This window comes from Ramlibacter pallidus (assembly GCF_015070875.1).
Classification (GTDB): domain Bacteria; phylum Pseudomonadota; class Gammaproteobacteria; order Burkholderiales; family Burkholderiaceae_C; genus Ramlibacter; species Ramlibacter pallidus.
The window spans coordinates 289,931-310,143 of the sequence record NZ_JADDIV010000003.1 but is presented as its reverse complement, the minus strand read 5'-3'; the positions used below and the strand labels follow the sequence as shown (position 1 = coordinate 310,143).

Annotated in this window: 26 protein-coding genes; 20 read left to right on the top strand and 6 right to left on the bottom strand. The window is 65.6% G+C overall.

The window, feature by feature from the left end; translation table 11 throughout:
• Genes IM787_RS10670 through IM787_RS10645 form a run of 6 tightly spaced genes read right to left on the bottom strand, consistent with a single transcriptional unit; the run spans position 1 to position 5,070 of the window.
• Positions 1 to 579 carry a PDZ domain-containing protein gene (locus IM787_RS10670; protein ID WP_193676650.1) on the bottom strand — a complete coding sequence of 193 codons (579 nt, stop codon included), beginning with the start codon at positions 577 to 579 and terminating at the stop codon, positions 1 to 3.
• A 5-nt stretch (positions 580 to 584) separates the two neighbouring features.
• Complete coding sequence (locus IM787_RS10665; protein WP_193676649.1) at positions 585 to 1,769, bottom strand: M48 family metallopeptidase; 1,185 nt, start codon at positions 1,767 to 1,769, stop codon at positions 585 to 587.
• Complete coding sequence (locus IM787_RS10660) at positions 1,766 to 2,497, bottom strand: hypothetical protein (protein WP_193676648.1); 732 nt, start codon at positions 2,495 to 2,497, stop codon at positions 1,766 to 1,768. The genes IM787_RS10665 and IM787_RS10660 overlap by 4 nt, the downstream gene beginning before the upstream one ends.
• Before the next feature lie 43 nt (positions 2,498 to 2,540).
• Positions 2,541 to 3,170: a hypothetical protein gene (locus tag IM787_RS10655; protein WP_193676647.1), complete on the bottom strand. Its 630-nt coding sequence runs from the start codon at positions 3,168 to 3,170 to the stop codon at positions 2,541 to 2,543.
• Entirely contained in the window at positions 3,167 to 4,351 is a 1,185-nt protein-coding gene (locus IM787_RS10650) for a M48 family metallopeptidase (protein ID WP_193676646.1), read from the bottom strand. The genes IM787_RS10655 and IM787_RS10650 overlap by 4 nt, the downstream gene beginning before the upstream one ends.
• Before the next feature lie 8 nt (positions 4,352 to 4,359).
• Entirely contained in the window at positions 4,360 to 5,070 is a 711-nt protein-coding gene (locus IM787_RS10645; protein ID WP_193676645.1) for a hypothetical protein, read from the bottom strand.
• A gap of 196 nt (positions 5,071 to 5,266) precedes the next feature.
• Between IM787_RS10645 and IM787_RS10640 the strand changes: the two genes are divergently transcribed.
• From IM787_RS10640 to IM787_RS10545, 20 genes are all read left to right on the top strand, one after another.
• On the top strand, positions 5,267 to 6,028 hold the full coding sequence (locus tag IM787_RS10640) for an SDR family oxidoreductase (protein WP_193676644.1): 762 nt from the start codon (positions 5,267 to 5,269) through the stop codon (positions 6,026 to 6,028).
• A 54-nt stretch (positions 6,029 to 6,082) separates the two neighbouring features.
• On the top strand, positions 6,083 to 7,198 hold the full coding sequence (gene moaA / locus IM787_RS10635) for a GTP 3',8-cyclase MoaA (protein ID WP_193676643.1): 1,116 nt from the start codon (positions 6,083 to 6,085) through the stop codon (positions 7,196 to 7,198).
• A gap of 26 nt (positions 7,199 to 7,224) precedes the next feature.
• On the top strand, positions 7,225 to 7,839 hold the full coding sequence (gene mobA, locus IM787_RS10630) for a molybdenum cofactor guanylyltransferase MobA (RefSeq protein WP_193676642.1): 615 nt from the start codon (positions 7,225 to 7,227) through the stop codon (positions 7,837 to 7,839).
• Positions 7,836 to 9,101: a molybdopterin molybdotransferase MoeA gene (gene moeA / locus IM787_RS10625; RefSeq protein ID WP_193676641.1), complete on the top strand. Its 1,266-nt coding sequence runs from the start codon at positions 7,836 to 7,838 to the stop codon at positions 9,099 to 9,101. The genes mobA and moeA overlap by 4 nt, the downstream gene beginning before the upstream one ends.
• 399 nt (positions 9,102 to 9,500) lie before the next feature.
• Entirely contained in the window at positions 9,501 to 10,073 is a 573-nt protein-coding gene (locus IM787_RS10620) for a hypothetical protein (RefSeq protein ID WP_193676640.1), read from the top strand.
• A 142-nt stretch (positions 10,074 to 10,215) separates the two neighbouring features.
• Complete coding sequence (locus IM787_RS10615; protein ID WP_193676639.1) at positions 10,216 to 10,620, top strand: hypothetical protein; 405 nt, start codon at positions 10,216 to 10,218, stop codon at positions 10,618 to 10,620.
• 509 nt (positions 10,621 to 11,129) lie between these two features.
• Positions 11,130 to 12,335 (top strand): RNA-directed DNA polymerase, encoded by a 1,206-nt coding sequence (locus tag IM787_RS10610; RefSeq protein ID WP_193676638.1) that lies wholly within the window; start codon positions 11,130 to 11,132, stop codon positions 12,333 to 12,335.
• A gap of 115 nt (positions 12,336 to 12,450) precedes the next feature.
• The gene (locus IM787_RS10605) at positions 12,451 to 13,806 is read left to right on the top strand and encodes an ImmA/IrrE family metallo-endopeptidase (RefSeq protein WP_193676637.1); all 1,356 of its coding nucleotides are present in this window, start codon (positions 12,451 to 12,453) and stop codon (positions 13,804 to 13,806) included.
• Between the two features lie 156 nt (positions 13,807 to 13,962).
• A complete protein-coding gene (locus IM787_RS10600; protein WP_193676636.1) occupies positions 13,963 to 14,310 on the top strand; it encodes an iron chaperone in 348 nt (115 codons plus the stop codon).
• 155 nt (positions 14,311 to 14,465) lie between these two features.
• A complete protein-coding gene (locus tag IM787_RS10595; protein ID WP_193676635.1) occupies positions 14,466 to 14,858 on the top strand; it encodes a RidA family protein in 393 nt (130 codons plus the stop codon).
• Between the two features lie 68 nt (positions 14,859 to 14,926).
• Positions 14,927 to 15,343: a GFA family protein gene (locus tag IM787_RS10590; protein ID WP_193676634.1), complete on the top strand. Its 417-nt coding sequence runs from the start codon at positions 14,927 to 14,929 to the stop codon at positions 15,341 to 15,343.
• 94 nt (positions 15,344 to 15,437) lie between these two features.
• Positions 15,438 to 15,893, top strand: coding sequence for a PaaI family thioesterase (locus tag IM787_RS10585; RefSeq protein WP_193676633.1), 456 nt, complete (start codon positions 15,438 to 15,440; stop codon positions 15,891 to 15,893).
• A 171-nt stretch (positions 15,894 to 16,064) separates the two neighbouring features.
• On the top strand, positions 16,065 to 16,442 hold the full coding sequence (locus IM787_RS10580; protein WP_193676632.1) for a nuclear transport factor 2 family protein: 378 nt from the start codon (positions 16,065 to 16,067) through the stop codon (positions 16,440 to 16,442).
• A gap of 75 nt (positions 16,443 to 16,517) precedes the next feature.
• A complete protein-coding gene (locus tag IM787_RS10575) occupies positions 16,518 to 16,712 on the top strand; it encodes a hypothetical protein (protein WP_193676631.1) in 195 nt (64 codons plus the stop codon).
• A gap of 25 nt (positions 16,713 to 16,737) precedes the next feature.
• Complete coding sequence (locus IM787_RS10570) at positions 16,738 to 17,475, top strand: suppressor of fused domain protein (RefSeq protein ID WP_354004395.1); 738 nt, start codon at positions 16,738 to 16,740, stop codon at positions 17,473 to 17,475.
• 240 nt (positions 17,476 to 17,715) lie between these two features.
• The gene (locus IM787_RS10565; RefSeq protein ID WP_193676629.1) at positions 17,716 to 18,009 is read left to right on the top strand and encodes a hypothetical protein; all 294 of its coding nucleotides are present in this window, start codon (positions 17,716 to 17,718) and stop codon (positions 18,007 to 18,009) included.
• A 51-nt stretch (positions 18,010 to 18,060) separates the two neighbouring features.
• Positions 18,061 to 18,612 carry a prolyl hydroxylase family protein gene (locus IM787_RS10560; RefSeq protein WP_193676628.1) on the top strand — a complete coding sequence of 184 codons (552 nt, stop codon included), beginning with the start codon at positions 18,061 to 18,063 and terminating at the stop codon, positions 18,610 to 18,612.
• A gap of 88 nt (positions 18,613 to 18,700) precedes the next feature.
• Positions 18,701 to 19,036: a hypothetical protein gene (locus IM787_RS10555; protein WP_193676627.1), complete on the top strand. Its 336-nt coding sequence runs from the start codon at positions 18,701 to 18,703 to the stop codon at positions 19,034 to 19,036.
• Positions 19,037 to 19,042: 6 nt separating this feature from the next.
• Positions 19,043 to 19,639 carry a hypothetical protein gene (locus IM787_RS10550; RefSeq protein WP_193676626.1) on the top strand — a complete coding sequence of 199 codons (597 nt, stop codon included), beginning with the start codon at positions 19,043 to 19,045 and terminating at the stop codon, positions 19,637 to 19,639.
• 53 nt (positions 19,640 to 19,692) lie between these two features.
• Positions 19,693 to 20,136 carry a hypothetical protein gene (locus tag IM787_RS10545; protein WP_193676625.1) on the top strand — a complete coding sequence of 148 codons (444 nt, stop codon included), beginning with the start codon at positions 19,693 to 19,695 and terminating at the stop codon, positions 20,134 to 20,136.
• Positions 20,137 to 20,213 lie beyond the last annotated feature (77 nt).

The following is a 20,213-nucleotide window of genomic DNA, read 5'->3' as shown; positions in this document are numbered from 1 at the left end:
TCAGCTCTTGATCGCGGCGGTCTTCACGACCGCCTCCGCCTTGGGCGCCAGGCGCTTGAAGAACGCCAGGTCCGGCGCATGGTAGGTGGCCGCGAACAGCTCGTTGTTGCGCACCGCCGCCCAGCCCATGGTGCGCACCACGAGATCGGTCTTCTTCATGGTCACGAGCATCTCGAACCGCACCCCGTTGGCGCCGGCGAAGCTGGCCGGCTCGATCTTCGTCACCTTCACCTGCGAGCCGTCGGCCGAGTACATGATCTCGAACAGGCTCACCAGCTGGTCCGGCGTCATGTTGGCGGTGAACGTCGGCACGCGCGGCGCCTTCTGGCCCGACGGAGAAGGCGGCAGCGTGACGATCTGCTTGCCCGGCTGCACGCCGGCCCAGAAGCGCAGCTGGTCCAGCGACGCGCCTTCCTGCGTCCACACCTCGTAGGGTTGGCCGGGATAGTTCAGGCGGTTCCAGGCCTCCGGCAGCTTCACCGCCATCTTGTTGTTCACCATCTGGTCGCCTTCGACCTTCACGACGGCGGCGCAGCCGGCGAGGACCAGCACGAAGAGGATGGCAAGGAGTTTCTTCATCAGCGTCATTTCGTCTCCGTCAGGTAGCTCTTGATGAGGCCCGCGTCGCCCGCATCGGGAGCGAGGGCCAGGTATTGCTCGAATGCGGCGTTCGCCGCGGCCGGGTCGTTGCGCCGGCGGTGCACCAGGCCCAGCGAGCGGAACAGGTCCGCTGGGGCCTTCGGCAGCGCGGCACCCTTCTGCAGGTCGGCCAGGGCGGCCTGCACGTCGTCGTCCTTGCCGCGCTGGCGCAGGGCTTCGCCGCGCGCATACAGGTGCAGCGGGTCCTCCGGCTGCGCCTTCAGCTTGCGGGTGAACAGCTCGAGGCTTTCCTCGAACTGGCCGCGGCGCAGTTCCTCCTGCAGCCAGTCCAGCCGATGCGGGGCGATGACGCGGTCCAGCTCCTCGGCGCCGAGCTTCCCGCCCGCTTCGCCGGCGATCCGCAGCAAGGCGTCGCGACGCGCGCCCGCGGGCGGATGGGTGGCGAACATCGTGCTGCGCGTGCCGACGTCTTCGCCGCCGCGGATCTTCAGTTCCGCGAGCAGGTCGTCCCAGACCTGCGCCGCCTGCCGCCCGTCATAGCCCGCCTTGCGGATCAGTCGCATGCCGATCTCGTCGGCGCGCAGTTCCTGGTCGCGCGAGAAGCCCATGGCGCTCGCGGCGACGCCCAGGCTGGCGAGGGCCCCGGCCGGACCGAACATGGCCAGCACCATCGCCGCCGCGGCCTTGTTCTTCAAGTCGCGCAGCCGCTCCACCGTGTGGCGCTCGAGGTAGTGGCCCAGCTCGTGCCCCAGCACGGCGGCGAGCTGCGCCTCGTTGTCCACGCGCAGCAGCAGCCCGGACGCGACCTGGATGCAGCCGTTGGGCGCCATCGAAGCGTTGAACTGCGCGGTGCGCACCACGTAGACGCGCACGTCGCCGCAGTGGTCGTCGCCCAGGCGGCACACCAGGTCGCGCAGGTAGCCGCTCAGCGCCGCGTCCCGCACCAGCGACGGGCTGCGGCGCAGCCGCGTCTCCTCGCGGTCCATCAGCGACCAGAGGCCGCCTTCGTCGGTGTCGAGCGCCGGCCGCGTGAAGCGGGGCGGCGACTTCCATTCCGCGGGCGCCTGCGCGAGCGCCCCGCCCCCGAGGCCGAGCGCGCCGAAACCGACGCAATGGCGGCACGCCGAACGCAGGAAGGCGCGCCGGTCGCCGCGGTCCGCGGAGTTCATTTGCGCAGCGGGAAGGTCTTGAGCAGCGCCTCGACGGTTTCCTGCGCCGCCTTGGGCTCGCGCAGGTCGCCGGAAGCGCGCGCGAGGTTGTTGAACCACACGATGCGGCCCGTCTTCAGGTCCACCAGGGAGGCATAGCCGATCTGCTGGCCGCCGGCCGGCACCACGGCGACGCCCAGGGCGGCGCCGAGGATCATCATCCCGACCATCGCCGCCTTGCGCTCGGCGCTGGCGTAGCTGTCGCGCACCCAGAAGAACAGCGCGTAGTCGGCATTCGTGCGCTCGTGCAGCGGCTTGACGGCCTCGCCGAGCGTCCAGTCCAGCGCGTCGTTCTTGGTCGGCAGCGGCGGCATCTTCAGCATGTGGTGCGCGAACACCGCTTCGGCCACGGTGCCGTGCAGCGCATTCAGCTGGCCGAGTTCGTCCAGGTCCGATTCCTTCAGCTCACTGGTGTCCCCGCCGACCACGTCGGCACGCGCCATCAGGGCGGTGCGGAAGTGCTTCTGCGCGGCATCGGTCCAGTCCGCCCGCGGCTCCATCACGCCGCCGCCGCTCAGGGAGAACAGCTCCATGTCGGCGGGCACGATCACCAGCTTCGAAGCGACGGGCCGGGTGCTGAACCCGGGGGCCAGGTTGCGGGACGGCGACTGGGCCTGCGCCTGCGTGGCGACGAACGATGCGGCCAGGAGCGCCGCGGCCGCCCGGGCGCGGAAACTGTGACGGAACATGGATCCCCTCCTCTTTTGTGGAGGGGATTCTAGTTTCAGCTGCTTACGATCTCGCCGCGTTTACCCGGACGCGTGCGGTTTTCACCACGGCTTCCGCCATGGGCAGCAGGCGGTCATAGAACGCCAGCTTCGGCGCGACGAAGGTGGCCGCGTAGAGTTCTTCGCCGTAGGTGGCGTCGGGCCGCACGGCGACCCAGCCGACGCCTTGCATCGTCAGGTCGTCCCGGCGGCGCACGACGTTGAACTCGAACCGCACGCCCTTCTGGCCGGCGAACACGGTCGGCTCCATCTTCGTGACGGTCACCGGCCCGGCGGTCGCATAGAGCTCCTCGAACAGGCTCACCAGCTTCTCCGGCGTGAGGCCGGGCCGGAAGGTGGGCACGCGCGGCTCCTTGGCGTCCGGCGCGCGCGAGAACACCGCCGGCTTCGTCATCAGCGGCTGGCCGGGACGCACGCCGCCCCAGAAGCGCAGGTGGTCCAGCGGGATGCCTTCCTGCGTCCAGGTGTCGTACGGGTCGACCTCCCACGGGTCGCTCACCTTGTTCCACGCGGAGGAGACGTGCACGGACAGCCGCTCGTTGACGACCTGGTCGCCTTCCATCTTGGAGATGGTCGTGCAGGCGGCCAGCGCGAGGGCCAGCGCCAGCGGCGCGAGACGCTGCAGCAGCTTCACTTCAATTCCTCGACGTAGCTGCGCACCATCGCCGCGTCGGGTGCCTGCGGGGCCTTGGCCAGGTAGGTCTCGAAGGCCTGCACCGCGGACGCCTTGTCGTTGCGCTGCTTGTGCAGCAGGCCCAGGGACCGGAAGGCTTCGGCCGGCGCCTTCGCCATGCCGCTGGCGGCCTGCAGGTCGGCCAGCGCCCGTTCGGCGTCGCCGCCGTCGTCGCGCAGGCGGTAGACCTCGCCGCGGGCGAACCGCGCCTCGGCATCCTGCGTGTCGCGAACGATCATCCGGTCGAACAGGATCAGGCTCTCCTCGTACTGGCCGCGCTTGATCTCGTCCTGGATCCAGCCGAAGCGCAGCGGCGCGATCGCCTTGCGGAAGTTCTCGTCGTTGGTGGCGCCGGACCTGCCGCCGGCCAGGGCCAGCAGTTCGTCGCGCCGGCCCGCCGTGGTCGGGTGGGTGCTGAACAGGTCGCCGTTCTTGCCGGCGTCCTTGCCGCCGGTGACCTTCAGTTCCGACAGCAGGTTGTCCCAGACCACCGCCGCCTCGCGCCCGTCGTAGCCGGCCTGCTGCATGAGGCGCATGCCCATGCGGTCGGCGCGCGTCTCGTGGTCGCGCGAGAAGGCGAACATGCTGGCCTGGATGCCCAGGCTGCCGATGACGCCGCCGACCCCGCCGACCAGGCCCACCATCTGCGCCAGGATCGCGTGGTCCTTGGCGGCGCGCAGCTGCTCCACCTGGTGCCGCTCGAGGTAGTGGCCCAGCTCGTGGCCGAGGATGGCGACCACCTGCGCCTCGTTCTCGGCGCGCAGCAGCAGGCCGGACCACACCAGCATCATCCCGTTGGGCGCCATCAGGGCGTTGAACTGCGGGTTGCGCACGGCGTGCACGCGGATGTCGGGGCAATGGCCGTCGGTGAGCTTGCACACCAGGCCGGTCAGGTAGTCCTGCAGCGCCTTGTCCTTGATGGTGGCGGGGCTGCGCTTCAGGCGCGACTCCTCCCGGTCCATCAGGCCCCAGAGCCCGCCCTCGTCAGTGTCGGCCGCGGGCCGCGCGAACCGCGGCGGCACCTTGAAGGTCGACGCTTCCTGCGCCAGGACCGAAAGGCCGGCCAGCGCGGCGACGACCAGGGACACGTTGCGCGCGGCGCGCAGGCCGCGCCGGCCACGGGATGCTTGCTTGTCTTGCATGGGAATCCTCACTGCTGCAGCGGGGGGAAGTTCTTGAGCAGGGCGTCGACCGTTTCGGAAGCCGCCTGCGGCTCGCGCAGGTCGCCCCAGAATCGATTGAGTTCGTTGAACCAGACCACGCGGCCCGTGTTCAGGTCGACCAGCGAGGCGTAACCGACCTGCTCGCCACCGAGCGGGATCGCGCCCAGCAACGCCATGCCCAGCAGCACGGCCTTGCGCTCGGTGCTGGTGTAGCTGTCGCGCATCCAGGTGAAGAGCGCGTAGTCGGCGCCGGTGCGCTCCTTCAGCGGCCGCACGGCGTCGCCCAGCGACCAGTCGAGCCGCTTGCCCTTGGTGGGCAGGCGCAGGTCGTCGTGGTGCAGCGAAATGGCATCGGCCACCGCCTTGTGCAGCGCGACGATCTCGTGGAACTCCTCGGCCTGCGCCGGCGTCAGGTCCGCCACGGTCGCGCCGAGCTTGCGGCGCTGGCCGGCCAGGGCCTGGGTGAAGTGCTTCTGCGCGGCGTCGGTCCAGTCGGCGCGCGGCTCCACCACGCCGCCGGCGCTGATGGAGAACAGCTCCATGTCGGCGGGCAGCACCAGCAGGCGCGAGTCGGCCGGCCGCGTGGTGAAGCCGGGGGCGAGGTGCTTGGACGGGGCCTCCTGGGCCTGCGCGGATGCGGCGGCCAGCAACAGGGCCAGCAGCATGGATAGGGTGAAGCGCGATGCGAACGCGGGCATGTGGAACTCCTGCCTCTCGGGAATGCGGACGGCCGCGGAACCCAGGGAAGCCCGCGGCCGGATCGGCAACAATGCGGGACTTTCGTGCAGAGCCCATCGCCGGTCCAGCCCTGCCGCGGCGTGCCGGGTAAATCTCTGCGGGGCGCGCTTATTTTTCACGGTGGCGCGCCCGGGCCCACACCATCCAGGAGCATCCATGCGCGTCAAGGACAAGTCCATCATCGTCACCGGCTCGGGCGGCGGCATCGGCGAAGGCATCGCCCACCGGCTGGCCGAGGAAGGCGCCAAGGTCATCGTGAACGACATCGCCGCCGACCGCGGCGAGAAGGTGGCGGCGGCGATCCGCGCCAAGGGCGGCCAGGCGACCTTCTTCGCCGCCGACGTCACCCAGTCCGCCGACGTGAAGGCGCTGGTGGAGACGGCCGTGCAGCGCCACGGCAAGCTCGACGTGGTGGTCAACAACGCCGGCTGGACGCACCGCAACCGCCCCGCCCTGGAGGTGAGCGAGGAGGAGTTCGACCGCGTCTACGCGATCAACATGAAGAGCATCTACCTCTCCACGATCCACGCCGTGCCCGCCTTTCGCGCCAACAAGGGCGGCGTCTTCATCAACATCGCCTCCACCGCCGGCGTGCGGCCCCGTCCCGGCCTGACCTGGTACAACGGTTCCAAGGGCGCCGTCATCACCACCAGCAAGTCGCTGGCGGCCGAGCTGGGCCCGGACAACATCCGCGTGAACTGCATCAACCCGGTGTTCAACCCCGACACCGGCCTCTCGGCCGAGTTCGCCGGCGGGCCGGTCGACGAGGCGCGCCGCGCCAAGTTCCTGGCCACCATCCCGCTGGGCCGCTTCTCCACGGCGCTGGACGTGGCCAACGCCTGCCTGTACCTGGCCAGCGACGAAGCCGCCTTCATCTCCGGCGTCTGCATCGAGGTGGACGGCGCCCGCTGCGTCTGAGGGACTTGATCCCGGTCATTTGGCGCGGGCCGTCCCCTGCTCCACAATGGCGGCATGGCTGAACGCGTGATCCCGCTGGTCGACCAGCGCCTGGCGGCGCTGCGCGCGAGCGTGCCCGCGCAGCCCGTCGCCGCCACCGGCCTGGTCGCCGACACCCTGGGCCGCGAGCTGCGCGACCTGCGCATCAGCGTCACCGACCGCTGCAACTTCCGCTGCAGCTACTGCATGCCCAAGGAGGTGTTCGACAAGAACTACCAGTACCTGCCGCATGCGTCGCTGCTGAGCTTCGAGGAGATCACGCGGCTGGCCCGCCAGTTCCTGGCGCACGGCGTGCGCAAGATCCGCCTGACCGGGGGCGAGCCGCTGCTGCGCAAGAACCTCGAGATCCTGGTCGACCAGCTGTCGCAGCTGCGGACGGTGGAGGGCACTCCGCCCGAGCTGACGCTGACCACCAACGGCTCGCTCCTCACGCGCAAGGCCCAGGCGCTCAAGGATGCAGGCCTCAAGCGCGTGACGGTCAGCCTGGACGGCCTGGACGACGCCGTCTTCCGCCGCATGAACGACGTGGACTTCCCCGTCGCCGAAGTGCTGGAAGGCATCGCCGCCGCGCGCGAGGCTGGCCTGGGCCCGGTCAAGGTCAACATGGTGGTCAAGCGCGGCACCAACGACCACGAGATCCTGCCGATGGCGCGCCACTTCAAGGGCAGCGGCATCGTGCTGCGCTTCATCGAGTACATGGACGTCGGCGCCACCAACGGCTGGCGCATGGACGAAGTGATGCCCTCGTCCGAGGTCCGGGCGCGGATCGCGTCCGAGTTCCCGCTGGTGCAGCTGGACGCCGCGGCACCCGGCGAGACGGCCGAACGCTGGGGCTACGTCGACGGCGAAGGCGAGGTCGGCTTCATCAGCAGCGTGACGCAGGCCTTCTGCGGCGACTGCAACCGGGCGCGCCTGTCCACCGAGGGCAAGCTGTACCTGTGCCTGTTCGCGAGCAACGGCTACGACCTGCGCGAACTGCTGCGCGGGGGCGCCAGCGACGAGCAGCTGGCGTCGGCGATCGGGCACATCTGGCAGGGGCGGGACGACCGTTACTCGGAACTCCGCAGCACCCTGCCCGCCGACGCCTCGGCCGGCGTGCGCCGCGTCGAGATGAGCTACATCGGCGGCTGACGCTTTTCCGGGGCTAACATCCCCCCATGAGCGACAAGAACGACGTCACCGGCGTGATCCTCGCCGGCGGCCGCGGCAGCCGCATGGGCGGGGTCGACAAGGGCCTGCAGAACTTCCGCGGCATGCCGCTCGCGCTGCACACGCTGATGCGCCTGGGGCCGCAGGTCGGCGACGTGCTGATCAACGCGAACCGCAACCTGGGTGCCTACGAATCCTTCGGCGCGCAGGTTTGGCCGGATGGCATCTCCGACTTCGCCGGTCCGCTGGCCGGCTTCCTGGTCGGCCTGGAGCACTGCGAGACGGAGTACCTGGTCACCGTGCCGTGCGACACGCCGCTCTTCCCGCAGGATCTCGTGCAGCGGCTGCTGGAAGCCCTCGAACGGGACGGCGCGGAGATCGCCATGGCAGCGGCGCGCGAGGAAGATGGCAACGTGCGCACCCAGCCGGTCTTCACGCTGATGAAGCGCGACCTGCTGGAGAGCCTGGTGCGCTTCACCCACGCCGGCGGCCGCAAGATCGACGCCTGGACGGCGCAGCACAGGACGGTGGTGGTGCCCTTCGACCGCGAGGGGGACGACCCGTCCGCCTTCTTCAACGCCAACACGCTCGCCGAACTGCACAAGCTGGAACAGGCACCGTGAAGACACTCGCCGAGATCGCCGCGCAGCTGCAAGGCTACGATCCGCAGGCGCTGTCCGCCGACGGCGTCGGCGACTTCCTGGCGAAGCTGGTCTTGCCGGTTCAGGAGACCGAACAGGTCGGCGTGCTGGAAGCACTGGGCCGCGTCCTCGCGCGCGACCTGGTGTCGCCGATCAGCGTCCCGCCGCACGACAACTCCGCGATGGACGGCTTCGCCTTCGACGGCGCGCAACTCGCGTCCGGCGCGCTGCAGCTGGAGGTGGTGGGCACCGCGCTCGCGGGCAAGGCCTGGCAAGGCGAGGTGCAGCCCGGCCAGTGCGTGAAGATCATGACCGGCGCCATCATGCCGGCCGGCCTGGACACGGTGGTGCCGCAGGAGTTCACGAAGACGCTGGACGATGGCCGCATCGCCATCCCGGCGGGACTGCTGCAGCCGGGCGACAACAGGCGCCACAAGGGCGAAGACCTGATGGAGGGCCGCCCTGCCCTCCTCGCCGGCGAACGCCTCGGGCCGGCTGCGTGCGGCCTCATCGCGAGCCTCGGCATCCCGAGGGTGGAGGTCTTCCGCCGCCTGCGCGTGGCGTACTTCTCCACCGGCGACGAGATCCTGAGCCTGGGCGAGCCGCAGCGCGAAGGCGCGGTGTACGACAGCAACCGCTACACCGTGCACGGCCTGCTCACGCGCGTGGGATGCGAGGTGATCGACCTCGGCGTCGTGCGCGACGAACCGGCGCTGCTGGAGCAAGCCTTCCGCGATGCGGCATCGCGGGCGGACGCGATCATCACCAGCGGTGGCGTGAGCGTCGGCGAGGCCGACTACACCAAGGCCATGATGAAGAAGCTGGGCGACGTCGCCTTCTGGAAGATCGCCATGCGGCCGGGCCGGCCGATGGCGGTGGGGCGCATCGGCGAGTCGGTGCTGTTCGGGCTGCCGGGGAATCCCGTCGCGGTCATGGTGACCTTCCTGGCGTTCGTGCGGCCCGCGCTGCTGCGGATGATGGGTGCGCGCGTGGAGCCGCAGCTGTATCTGAAGGCGAGGAGCGCGGAGGCGATGCGCAAGAAGCCAGGGAGGACGGAGTACCAGCGCGGGACGGTCACGCGCGCGGCGGATGGCGGGTTGGAAGTGCGGACGACGGGGAACCAGGGATCCGGGGTGCTGAGTTCGATGGTGCAGGCGAATGGGTTGATCGTGCTGCACCATGGGCAGGGGAATGTTGGGGTCGGCGAGCTGGTGGACGTGATGATGTTCGACGGCGCGATGTGAATGCCACGGCGGGTTCCCGCTCGCCCCGGGGGTTCACTCTCCGTCCGGTTCGCCCCGCATCCCGTACTGGACGTCTGCGGCAACGCCGGATAAATCTTGCACACGATGAGTCTCCAGACTTAGCATCGGGCTGGAATCTGTAGCGGCGACAGGCTCTCGGCCGTGGGTGCTTTGAAGCAAATTCAGGCTTTATCCGGCAGGCTTATCCGGCAGTGTCCGAACTTTGCGTTTGCGGGATAACAGGTCCCGAAAAACGGGACCTGCATATCGGCAATGGAGGGGAAAACCTTGAAGAATCAACGTGTTGCGGCAGTGCTGGGACAAGTTTTATCCGGCATGTGCGGGTTTGTGGTCCGCTGGTCGCGGCCTAAACTGCGTTAGACCTCACACGGAAACCTCATGGATCCACTGACACTCGCTGGCACATTCGCGACCCTGGTCGGCCTGCTCACAAATTTCAAGTCTGAGAGGAAGGGTGAGGATCTCGCCGCCTTTACGGATTGGCTCAGAGCCCAGCACCAGGAATCGCTCGCCCAGGCCATCGTGTCAAATCGGCAGTTGGAGGTCGCTCTCGGTAACCTGCTGGGAACCAATCACGAAGAGCTAGTAGCGCGCCTCACCCGTATTACAGACTTGCTGGCCGACGTGGCTAAGGGAGTCGAAGGATTTTCTGAGGTAGTGCAGCTGACTTATCCGCGTCAGACGCTTTCGGCGCAGGCGCGAGCCGTTCTGCGGCAGATTGCTTCATCGTCTGCACGATACGTCATGGAGCACAAGACGGTCGCGAAGGGCCGGGAATTCCTGTTCATGGATGGCGCTTCAGGAACTGTTCAGGCGGAGGAACCAAGGTTTCTGGAAGAGGATATGGACGCACTAGTCGCCGCTGGCCTAGTCCGGGTTGACCGCACCACTCAAGGAACACGGCGCTTCTACGTCACTCGTCACGGCATGAAGTTGGGGCGTGATGTCTAACAGGTCGTTCGACGCGGACACGCACCGGCAAGGCGCCGCAAGCCGTGCGCGGAAGCATACGTCTTGCGGCGTCTTGCCGGTGCGTGCCGGTCAGCTCCGACGTTAGACGGCAGAACCGAGGGTAGCTGCTATGACGAGCAAAGTGGACGAAGCCATCTTGGTTGCGAAATATGGCATCGCAACGAAAGAGCTGACCGATTTGGTGATGGCGGCAGAGAAGGCGTACCGATGCCAAGGTAAGAAGTCCATCTTCGGGCGCGACAAGGGCGAAGAGGCCAATGATCTCTTGAGCCGCGCAATGCTCCGAGCTATATCAAGGCTGAGCGCCATTGGGGAGATATCTTCGAACGACCTCATGGCACAAGTCGATGCTCTAAGGTTGGCGATGAGACACACTGCGGCTGCGTACCCGAATTGGCCGGATGCTTATAGGTACCTAGATCGCTGGCTTGAAGATTTCGTTAAGCCAGTTGATATGAGCCCTGTCGTTGCGGTGTGGATGGAAGAGTCGAGGCGGCGCCGAGAGGGGCCGAAGGAGCATAAATGAACCGGTGGACACTGCGGTCTAACAGGTCGTTCGACACGGACGCCCAGCGGCGGTCCTTTGCGTCGCTCCGTTCCTTTCCTCTGATCGCCGGTCAACTCCGACGTTAGACCGCAGAATACGGAATGGTCGCACGCCGCCTACTCGCCCGGGGATACCTACCGAAGGAATTGCCGCCGCTCTTTAGCTCGGTGACTTTGGCAGGTGTGATTGGCGCTGCTGGCCTCCCTGCGCCCTTCACCCAAGCAAAGGCGAAGTGGACCGCGCCGCTGCAGCACGACCTGGCGCGTCCCGGAGGCTTGCGCCGCCGGCTAGGTATCCCGAACCCCGTCAACTTCTTTAGGTTGGCATCTGCGTTCGAGCAGCATCAGGGAGTGCTAGCGGCAGAGTGGAATAGATCTCCGTATTCATTCACGAAGCCGGACTTGGCCTTGCTTGGCGGCCGTGGTATGGCCCGCGAGATCAAGGATCGCGCGACTCCGCGGATTCGGGCCCGGGTTGGAGCGCGATACGTGCTGCATACCGACATTGCGCAGTTCTACCCCTCCATTTACACGCATTCTGTCCCCTGGGTCCTTCACACAAAGGCGATAGCGAAGGCGGGTGTTAACAACATGGCACTCGTTGGGAACGTTCTAGACAAGGAGTTGCAGGCGTGTCAACTCGGCCAAACAAAGGGCGTAGCGATTGGGCCGGACACATCGCTAGGGGTCGCGGAGTTGCTCCTGTCGCCTCTGGACGAACGCATCAAGCTTGAGTGCGACGTCGTCGGGGGCTGCCGCTTCATCGACGACATTGAGCTCACGTTTCGTACTTTGGCTGATGCGGATAAGGCGCTGACGAGAATCGAGGCTCTCCTCAGCGAGTTGGAGTTGCAGCCCAATGCGCTGAAGACCCGAATAGAAGAGCTGCCCGTCGAACTCGAGTCGAAATTCGTGAGTGAACTTCGAAGAGATCTTCCCGACGCGACGAACGCTCCTCCGAGCCAATGGGTCGACTACTTTAATCGAGCGTTTTCCCTTGCGAGGGCGGATCGCACGACGGGAGTTCTCCGGTACGCGGTTGCGGCACTTTCAGGCGTTCGGCCGACTGCTAAGGCATGGGACGCTGCACAGAGGCTTTTGTGGCAGTGTGTCACGATCGATCCCGGTTCCATACGCTATGTCGTTGATGTTCTCGCCATCAATCGCTTGGTGGGGCTGAAGGTCCCGGACCCACTTATCGCTACTGCAGCGGTAGACTCAGTGATTCGAACCAGCGCAGCTGCGGGACACAGTAGTGAGGTTGTCTGGAGCATCTGGGCTGCGATGTATATTGGCTTTCCTATAGGAGTCGATTCTCAGAGTGCCATCACTGGAATGGATGATGCGTTGGTGGCGTCCGCAGCAATGATGGCAAGCACCACGACGACGGCATTCTCCCAGCCGTTCGATCCTGCACTATGGAAGTCTTGGTTCCAGAAGATTGCTTCCTCGAAGAGCACTGGCTCTTTGTCTATGAGGCCTATAGGCGAGGATGGTTCGCTCCCGAAGTGGCAGCGTCGCAGATCGCGCAAGACCCGTGTGCTTCCTTTCTTCGAGGCGCGGGAGTTACCTTCATCGTGGATAACGCCCGAACCACCTATGTTCCGCAGCGTGCACTTCCTGCAGGGGGCGGCGGTGGCGGCGGAGGAGGAGGTTCCGGCTGATGAGAACGTGCGGGGGGGCGCTGCGGTCTAACAGAACCGTCAACTCGGACACTTTGCGGCAAGGCGCCGAGGGGCGCAGTTGGATATCTTGCACCTCGCGGCGCGTTGCCGCAACGTGCCGGTCACCTTCACGTTAGATTGCACAGATGGCCGCTGCGTCCTCTACCCACGCGAAGGGCAACTCACTTGAGCGCCGAATACGCGACTTGTTCCAGTCCGAGATTGACGCCGACAGGTTCTGGGCAAAGAAGCAGAACTGCAAGGTGTTCTGGAAGAAGGGCTATTTCTCTAAGGACCGCGGAACTGAGATTGTCTTCGACGTCGCAATAGAGCTGTATCTTCCCGGCGCGCGAGACTATTCTTGCCTTGTGCTGATCGAGTGCAAGAACTACTCGCACTCTGTCCCAGTGGACGACGCGGAGGAGTTCTTTGCGAAGGTTCAGCAAGTTGCCGCGGCCAACGTCAAGGCGGTTATCGCATCCACCGCCTCCTTCCAGCACGGGACGCGCGAGTTCGCGAAGTCGAAAGGCATGGGCCTTGTGCGCTACTTCGGCCCCGAAGACTTCAAGTGGGAACTCAAGCGGTCTCCATCCGCATCCGCACAAACTACCCCAGCCGACGACGCGGAGTTGGTTGGATCCGCCCTCTCGGTGGACACCTTTCATAGTCTGGCGTTCGACCTCTACCTGCAGTCGCCGGTACGAGACACGAACTCGTTGTGGGACTTCTTCGAAGACTTGGTGCTCGATTCTGCACTCACTAAAGACCAGGCCCGTCGCGTTGCGAACCGGCGGAGCAAGCTGAGTAGCCAGATTCCCTTCTATGACAAGGACGAGTTGGAGAGCAAAGCTGCAGATATCCTCGCTGCGCTTGACTACTCTGGAGGTGAAGTGGACCTCGACTCGCTGTGTGAGCGGGAGTCAGCTCTCACAGGATTGAAGGTGGAGAGGGGAGTCGCTGCGCCTGCATCGACCGCAAGCGCACCAGTCCTGGGGCGAATCACTTTTGATCCGCCTCTGATTCAAGTATTCGCGGTGGGCTCTCCCCATCGGGGGCGCGACCGATTCACTCTGGCGCACGAACTGTCCCAGCACCTCTTGAACCACGGGCGGTTCCTCGTACGAGAGTCGTGCGATGACAAGGATTTCGAACTGCAGCGTTCTCCGGCGTTTGAAGGTGCGGACGTCGCCCGTATGGAGTTTCAGGCGAACTTCCTGGCTGCGGGCTTGTTGATGCCCCGGACGCACGTCGCGGAAGACTTTCAGCGCGTTGTACGCGCTCTCGACATCCCTAATCGAGGCTACGGGCCCCTGTACGTCGACAATCAGCCTTGCAATCTGCAGAGTTTCGACTCAGTAACAGGCGGGCTAATGCAACGATATGGCGTTTCTCGATCAGCAGTGAAGATTCGGCTGGAATCCCTGGGTCTGCTGCGGGACGCTCGACGTCCGTTGGGCTTCCGATCTGTTCACAGCATCTTGGCGGGCTTACATGATCAATAGCGAATGGGTCGCTGGTCGAGCGTTGAAATCTAACAGGTCGGTCGACTCGAACACGTTGCGGCAAGGGCCCGCACGGTGCCGTGAGGAATCGTGCACCGTGCGGGCCCTTGTCGCAACGTGCCGATCACCTTTTTCGTTAATCGCGGAGGACGAGTCGTGCCATTCGCATCGCATGAGGCTTACTTCGGTAGCGTGGCACCCGAGGCTCGCCCTCTGCTCGAGTCCATTCAGGCCGAGGTCGAGTCGCTGCTACCTGAGGCCAAGCGGTGCATCAGCTACAACATGCCCGCGTTCAAAACCAAGCGCGCCTTCTTCTACTTCGCGGCGTTCAAGAAGCACATTGGCATTTATCCGCCGGTCACGCACGACGCCGCGCTCATTCGGGAGATCGCCCGGTTTCGCAATGAGAAGGGCAACTTGTCATTTCCGCTCAATCAGCCGTTGCCCATTGATCTCATTGGTAGAGTTGCCGTCGCGTTGGACCGCGAGTACGGCTTGAAATAATGCTTCACATCCAGAGCGCGTCGGGTAGTTCGACTCGGACTCGCACCGGCAGGGGCGCCGCCAAGCCCGCAAAGGATCGTAGGCTTGGCGGCGCCGTGCCGGCGCGCGCCGGTCAACTCCGACGTTAGATCGCACAAGCAAGCAGGAGTTGCAGCATGGTTCAGTTCCTCAATCCAAGCACGGTCCATACGCCCCAGGGCAGTTACTCACACACTGCGGCGGTCCCCGCAGGCTCGGAGTTGATCTTCGTTTCCGGCCAGGTCGGTATGCGCCCGGACGGTTCGATCCCTGGTTCAGTGGCAGAACAAGCCGAAGCGGTGTTCAGCAACCTTGCGGCCTGCCTCGCTGCGCACGGTCTGGGCATGGATGCGATCGTCAAGCTCACGGCCTATCTGGTCGCGGGCGTGGACGTCGACGTGGTGCGCAAGACTCGCCTCCGTCACCTTGGCGATCACCGCCCCACGTCCACGTTGGTGTTCGTGCCGGGCCTGGCCAGCCCGGACTTCCTGCTGGAGGTCGAGGCCATCGCCGTCAAAGGCGCACCGTGAGTCTTCCGTCCGCGAGTGCGACCTGAAGTTTCGCTCGACGCACGGACCCCACAAGGGCAGTCCTCGCAATGACCACCTCCTTCGCCCGCGGCTCGTGCCTCTGTGGCGCCGTTCGCTTCCGCGCGGAGTTTCCCTCCAAGTGGGTCTCGCACTGTCACTGCAACGACTGCCGCCGCGCCCATGGCGCACCCTTCGTCACCTGGGCCGCGTTCCCAACGGAGCAGTTCTCCCTCGAGCCGGGCTCCGAAAGCCCGACCTGGTATGCGTCGAGTCCGGGCGCCAAGCGCGGCTTCTGCGCGGTCTGCGGAAGCCCCATGCTCTTTCAGTCCGTACGCTGGCCCGGCGAGATGCACGTGGCGAGGGCGCTGCTTTCCGATCCGCTGGACCACGAACCGAGCGAGCACGCCTCCTACGCCAGCCACGTCCCCTGGCTGGACGTCAACGACGATCTCCCGAAGAATGCCAGCCAGGACTTCAAGGAGTGAACCAGCAGTGGGCTCACGCCACGTCGTTGGCGCCGGGCCGCAGCCTCGCCTCACCCCGACGCAGGTACCCCACCCCTCCCCCCTGACGCCTTCCATGCAAAGCCCGACCATCCCCTTTCGGCTGGGTTCGCCCCGCCGCCATGCGCAGTTGTCCCAGTTCAACGCCCGCCCGGAGATCCACTGGTTCGGGTTCCGGGGTGCATTCGAAGACCCCGGCACGGCGATCATCACGCTTACCAAGCTCGACGCCGGACTCCAGGGTGGTGGCGGAACCGCCGCGATCAACGGTGGGGTGATCGCCGCGGGCTTTGATGCGGCATTCGTGCTGGCCGGGCTCGGGCACTACGATTCCGAGGTGGTCGTGACCCTGGAGCTTTCGGTGAAGTTCCTGTCGCTGGCTCTCGTGAGTGATTTGCTTGCGTTTCGGGCCCATGTCGTTCGGTCTGCCAGGAACTTTGCATTCGCCGAAGGCTTTCTCTCGCAGGCGGGCGCTGGGGCCCCTCACCTGGCGACGGCCACCGCCATGGTGGCTCCGGCAAGCCCGCGCTAGAACGCGCGGCGCGCCCCGAACTCCTGACGAACCCACGAGAGTCTGCCCGACGGCGTGACCTGCACCGGGAGCATCGCATCCGGTCCTACGGTGGGCTCTAGAATGCGTCCAAGAGCCGTCACCGATGTGGCACCTGTACACCCGACGGATGTCCACCGAATCGTCGAGTCCATGCACAGCCCCGAATCCATCGTCCAGCGTCAGCTCGAGGCGTACAACGCCCGCGACCTGTCCGCCTGGCTTGCCACTTACGCTTCCGATGCGCAGCAGTTCGAACTGCACGGCTCTTGCCTGGCTGCAGGCCATGCGCAAATCCGTGAGCGCATGGTGTCCCGGTTTGCGGAACCGGATCTCCATGCCGAGCTCCTGTCGCGTGTCGTGCTGGGCTCGGTGGTGGTCGACCACGAGCGCATCACGCGCAACTTCCCCGAAGGCAAGGGCACCATTGAGATGCTGTGCGTGTATGAGGTTGTCAACGGCCTGATTGCCAAGGCGTCTTTCGCCCTCGGTACCAAGCTTCTCGCATCTCATGTTCAGGACGCGCCCTAGCCCTTCCGACAAGGACGTCCTCTCAACATCGTTTGCGACCTCGGCGAGCCGTTCTCGGCGTCGCTGGACGAACTGGTGGAAGCCGAGCAGGTTGTGCGGCAGGCGCGCATCCTTGACGCCTGTGTCAGGTCGCGCACGCTGCGCCCTGACCCTATGGTCATGACCATTGTCCGGCTCGTGAACGCGAAGAACGGGCTGGCACTGCCCGTGGAAGAAGTGACGTGGGAAGCTCTCCTGTACTACAAACGGGATGCCGGAGGGAAAGGTTGAACGTCAATCTGCAATGGAGACCAGCGTGAGTTCGAAGCCCGAAGATGCAGCGAAGGTCGTGTCCCTGAGCGGCAGCCCCATCTACCAGCATGGGGAGGCGCTTCCCTGGGCAGCTCCCCCTGGCGAGGAGTACATCGAGCAGATCTCGGACCACATCGAGAAGCATCTCGGCCCCATCGAGACGGTCTTCCACGAGCTGGCCTCCGACAAGGTGCACATCGACGTGCACGTCGTCAGGCCGACCGCCGACTTCCCGTACGTCCGGCTCGTCACATCCGGAATGAGCGATCTGCCGATGCGGACGCCTGAAGATCCTCGTCTCCCGAAGTACGCGGAACTGCTGATCACTTTACCGGCCGATTGGAAGCTCGCTCCGGCAGACATGCAGGACGAGCGGTGGTACTGGCCGATTCGTCTCCTGAAGGTTCTTGCCAGGCTGCCGCACGAGTTCCAGACCTGGCTCGGCTTGGGTCACACGGTTCCGAACGGCGACCGAGCAGTTCCGTACGCGGAGAACACGAAGTTCTGTGGGGCGCTCGTCGTTCCGTCGGTCACCGTTCCGGAAGGGTTCCACACGCTGGCGATTCCCGATGTGAAGGAGATTTCGTTCTATGCGGTCGTGCCCATCTACGAGCGCGAAATGAACCTGAAGCTTCGTTCCGGGCTGGACGCGCTGCTGGAGCGGTTCGACAAGCACGGTGTCTCCGACATTGTCGAACCGGGTCGCAAGGACACCGCCGCTCGGAGGTTCGGTTTGTGGTGAAGTCCGGCATGAGCATGGCGCAAGGACGCTTCGCGTTTGCCAACCCGCTGCCGAAGACACGGTGGCCTCAACGGGGCCCGTCCCGGTGATCGGCATGGAGCCTGACGGTGACGATCTTGTCGCGCCAGCGTTCTCGGAACTGGCCGCGACTTTCGGCGGAGACCGGCAAACACATGCTTGACTTCCCTCGATCGTGTCGCACCCGCGCGCCGTCTACCCATCCTCCTCGAAAGCCAGTCCATGCGCCGCATCCCGCCCATTCCGCTCGTCACCAGTCCCGAGACCCCTGAGGCCGAACGCGCCATCGGCTTCCAGTGGGCCGGCGATCCCGTCGGCAAGCGCCACCGGATCGGCGGGGATCCCGACGGGATGCAGCAAGGGGACGTTCCCGTCTGTTCCTGCGGTAAGCACATGTCCTTCTACGGCCAGCTCGACTCCATCGGCGACGAGTACTGCATCGCGGACTGCGCGCTGATCTACGTGTTCCTTTGCTGGGACTGCTTCGAGACCAAGAGCGTGCTGCAGTCGGCCTGACCTGCCGCCTGGCCACTGTGCCAAGACGGCGACATCGAGCAGAATCGCGCCATGCCCAAGTTCCAGATGGAAGCCATCGGCGTCTACACCATCCCGGGGTTCCTGTCCCCTCAGGAGTGCCGCGACTTGATAGCCCGTTCGGAGAGTTCCGGGTTCGAGGGGGCGAAGATCTCCCGCGCCGGCGCTGCCGTCGTCGACGAACGCATCCGCAACAACGATCGGGTCATCGAAGACGACGCCGAGCTGGCGACCAATCTCTGGACACGTGCCGCCCCCTGCATGCCCGAACAGATGCTGGGCCGACGCTTGGTCGGGCTCAACCCGAGGTTCCGCTACTACCGTTACGTTCCCGGTCAACGGTTCAAGTGGCACATGGACGGCGCCTACGACGACGGCAACGGCACGCGCAGCATCCTCACCTTCATGGTCTACCTGAATGAGGGGTACGAAGGCGGGGAGACCCGGTTTCGCCTGACCTCGATCACGCCACGCGAGGGTTTGGCCCTGGTCTTCGACCACGAGCAGATCCACGAAGGTGCCGAAGTGCTCTCGGGTGCGAAGTACGTCCTGCGCTCGGACGTCCTGTCCCGCGAGGGCAAGTGAGCGTGGGGCGCATGCCGGCTCGCAGCAGATGAGAGGCACCCTTCCCGCCCTCGCATTGGCCGCCCTTGGCTGCACCGGGAACCCGCTGGTGGAACAAACCGTCGACCGCCAGAAGGACCAGCTGGCGCTGCACGTTTTCACGTCCATGGCCACGATCCAGAAAGCCGGCGACCACAGGGTGCACTTCACGGCGAACCAGGCGTTCACCTCGAAAGCGGCCGCCGCAAACGACTCGAGGGATTTCATTCTCGCCACCGGTGAATCGTTCGTGCAGCAAGACCACCATTCCAAGGTCGACTACAAGGTCGTCGCAGTCCGGCCGTCGTCCGTCGTCCTGGAGTACAACTCGGCGTTCTCCCATCTGTCCTTCGGCAAGAACCTGGTCACGAAGGACAAGGGGAGCTTCGAGGTTTCCTACAAATGACGAGCAATGCCGGTCACCGAAGGGCATGTCGACGTGAAGCACAAAGGAGACGAGATGCACAGCGTAAGGAACCCGAGGAACCATGCAATGCACAGACGCTTTCTGCTCGCCGCCTTCTTGGCCCTGCTCGCGGGATGCGCCAGCGAGTTCAAGCCCCTTTCCTTTCCGCCGAACGTCGTGCTCCAGGACGCTCCGCCCGGCATGGCCATCGTCTACCTCATCCGCGCGCCCCACGACGGGACCACGCTTCCGGTGTACATCGACGGGCGCCTCGTGGCGAAGCTCCCGCCGATGACATACACGGCCGCGGTGGTCGCGCCCGGCGTGCACAAGATCGCTTCGGCACCCCATGGCGGCAACGCGGAGGCGCCGGCTTCCACCCTGGCCGTGGCCGCCGGAGAAAGGCGGTTCCTGCATGTCTCCGCCCCGAGGAATACCTCGCTCGAGGTCGGAGCCTTGCCCATAGGGGGGACGGTCGCCATCTCCGCAACGCATATTTCCACCTTTTCAGGGACAAGAACGTGGGCCGAATGCAGCGAGCTCGATGCCCAGGGGCTCATGTCGCTTGGCAAGCTCGTGCTGCCCGAGCGGGGCGCACTCTGACCCACCGGACGGACGCCCGGGCCTCCGGGGGTTTCCGCATCAACCTTTCCACCATGAAACCGTTCGCGATCTCCCTGCTCTTCTCCATCGCCCTCATCGCCCCCTGCATCCACGCGGCCGCGCCCGACCCTGCCCTGGTCGGCTGCTGGCGGGCCGTGAAGATCGTCCAGCACTTCGCCAGCGGCGCCAAGGCAGAAGACAGCACCGGGCGGTGCGTCCTCCAGTTCACGGACGATCGGCTGGAGTCGTCCTGCGCCTCCTCGGGCGGCACGGTGACCAGCAAGTACAGCTACCGCATCGCGCGGCCCAACGTCTATGCAGCCACGCTCACCGGCAGCACGTTCCAGACCAGCCTGATCGGCTCGACGCGGGAGTACGAATACCGCCTCGAGGGCGACCGGCTCACCACCGCAACCAACCTGCAAAGCACGGATGCCGCCACGCCGGCGCTCGCGGTCCGGGTGGAGACGGAGGGCGCAAGGATCGAATGCCGGTGAGGACACAGTGCCGCGGGATCGGAAGGTGGAGGCCCTGCGCGATGCATCTTGGCAGCCCGCACGGACCGACGTAGCAT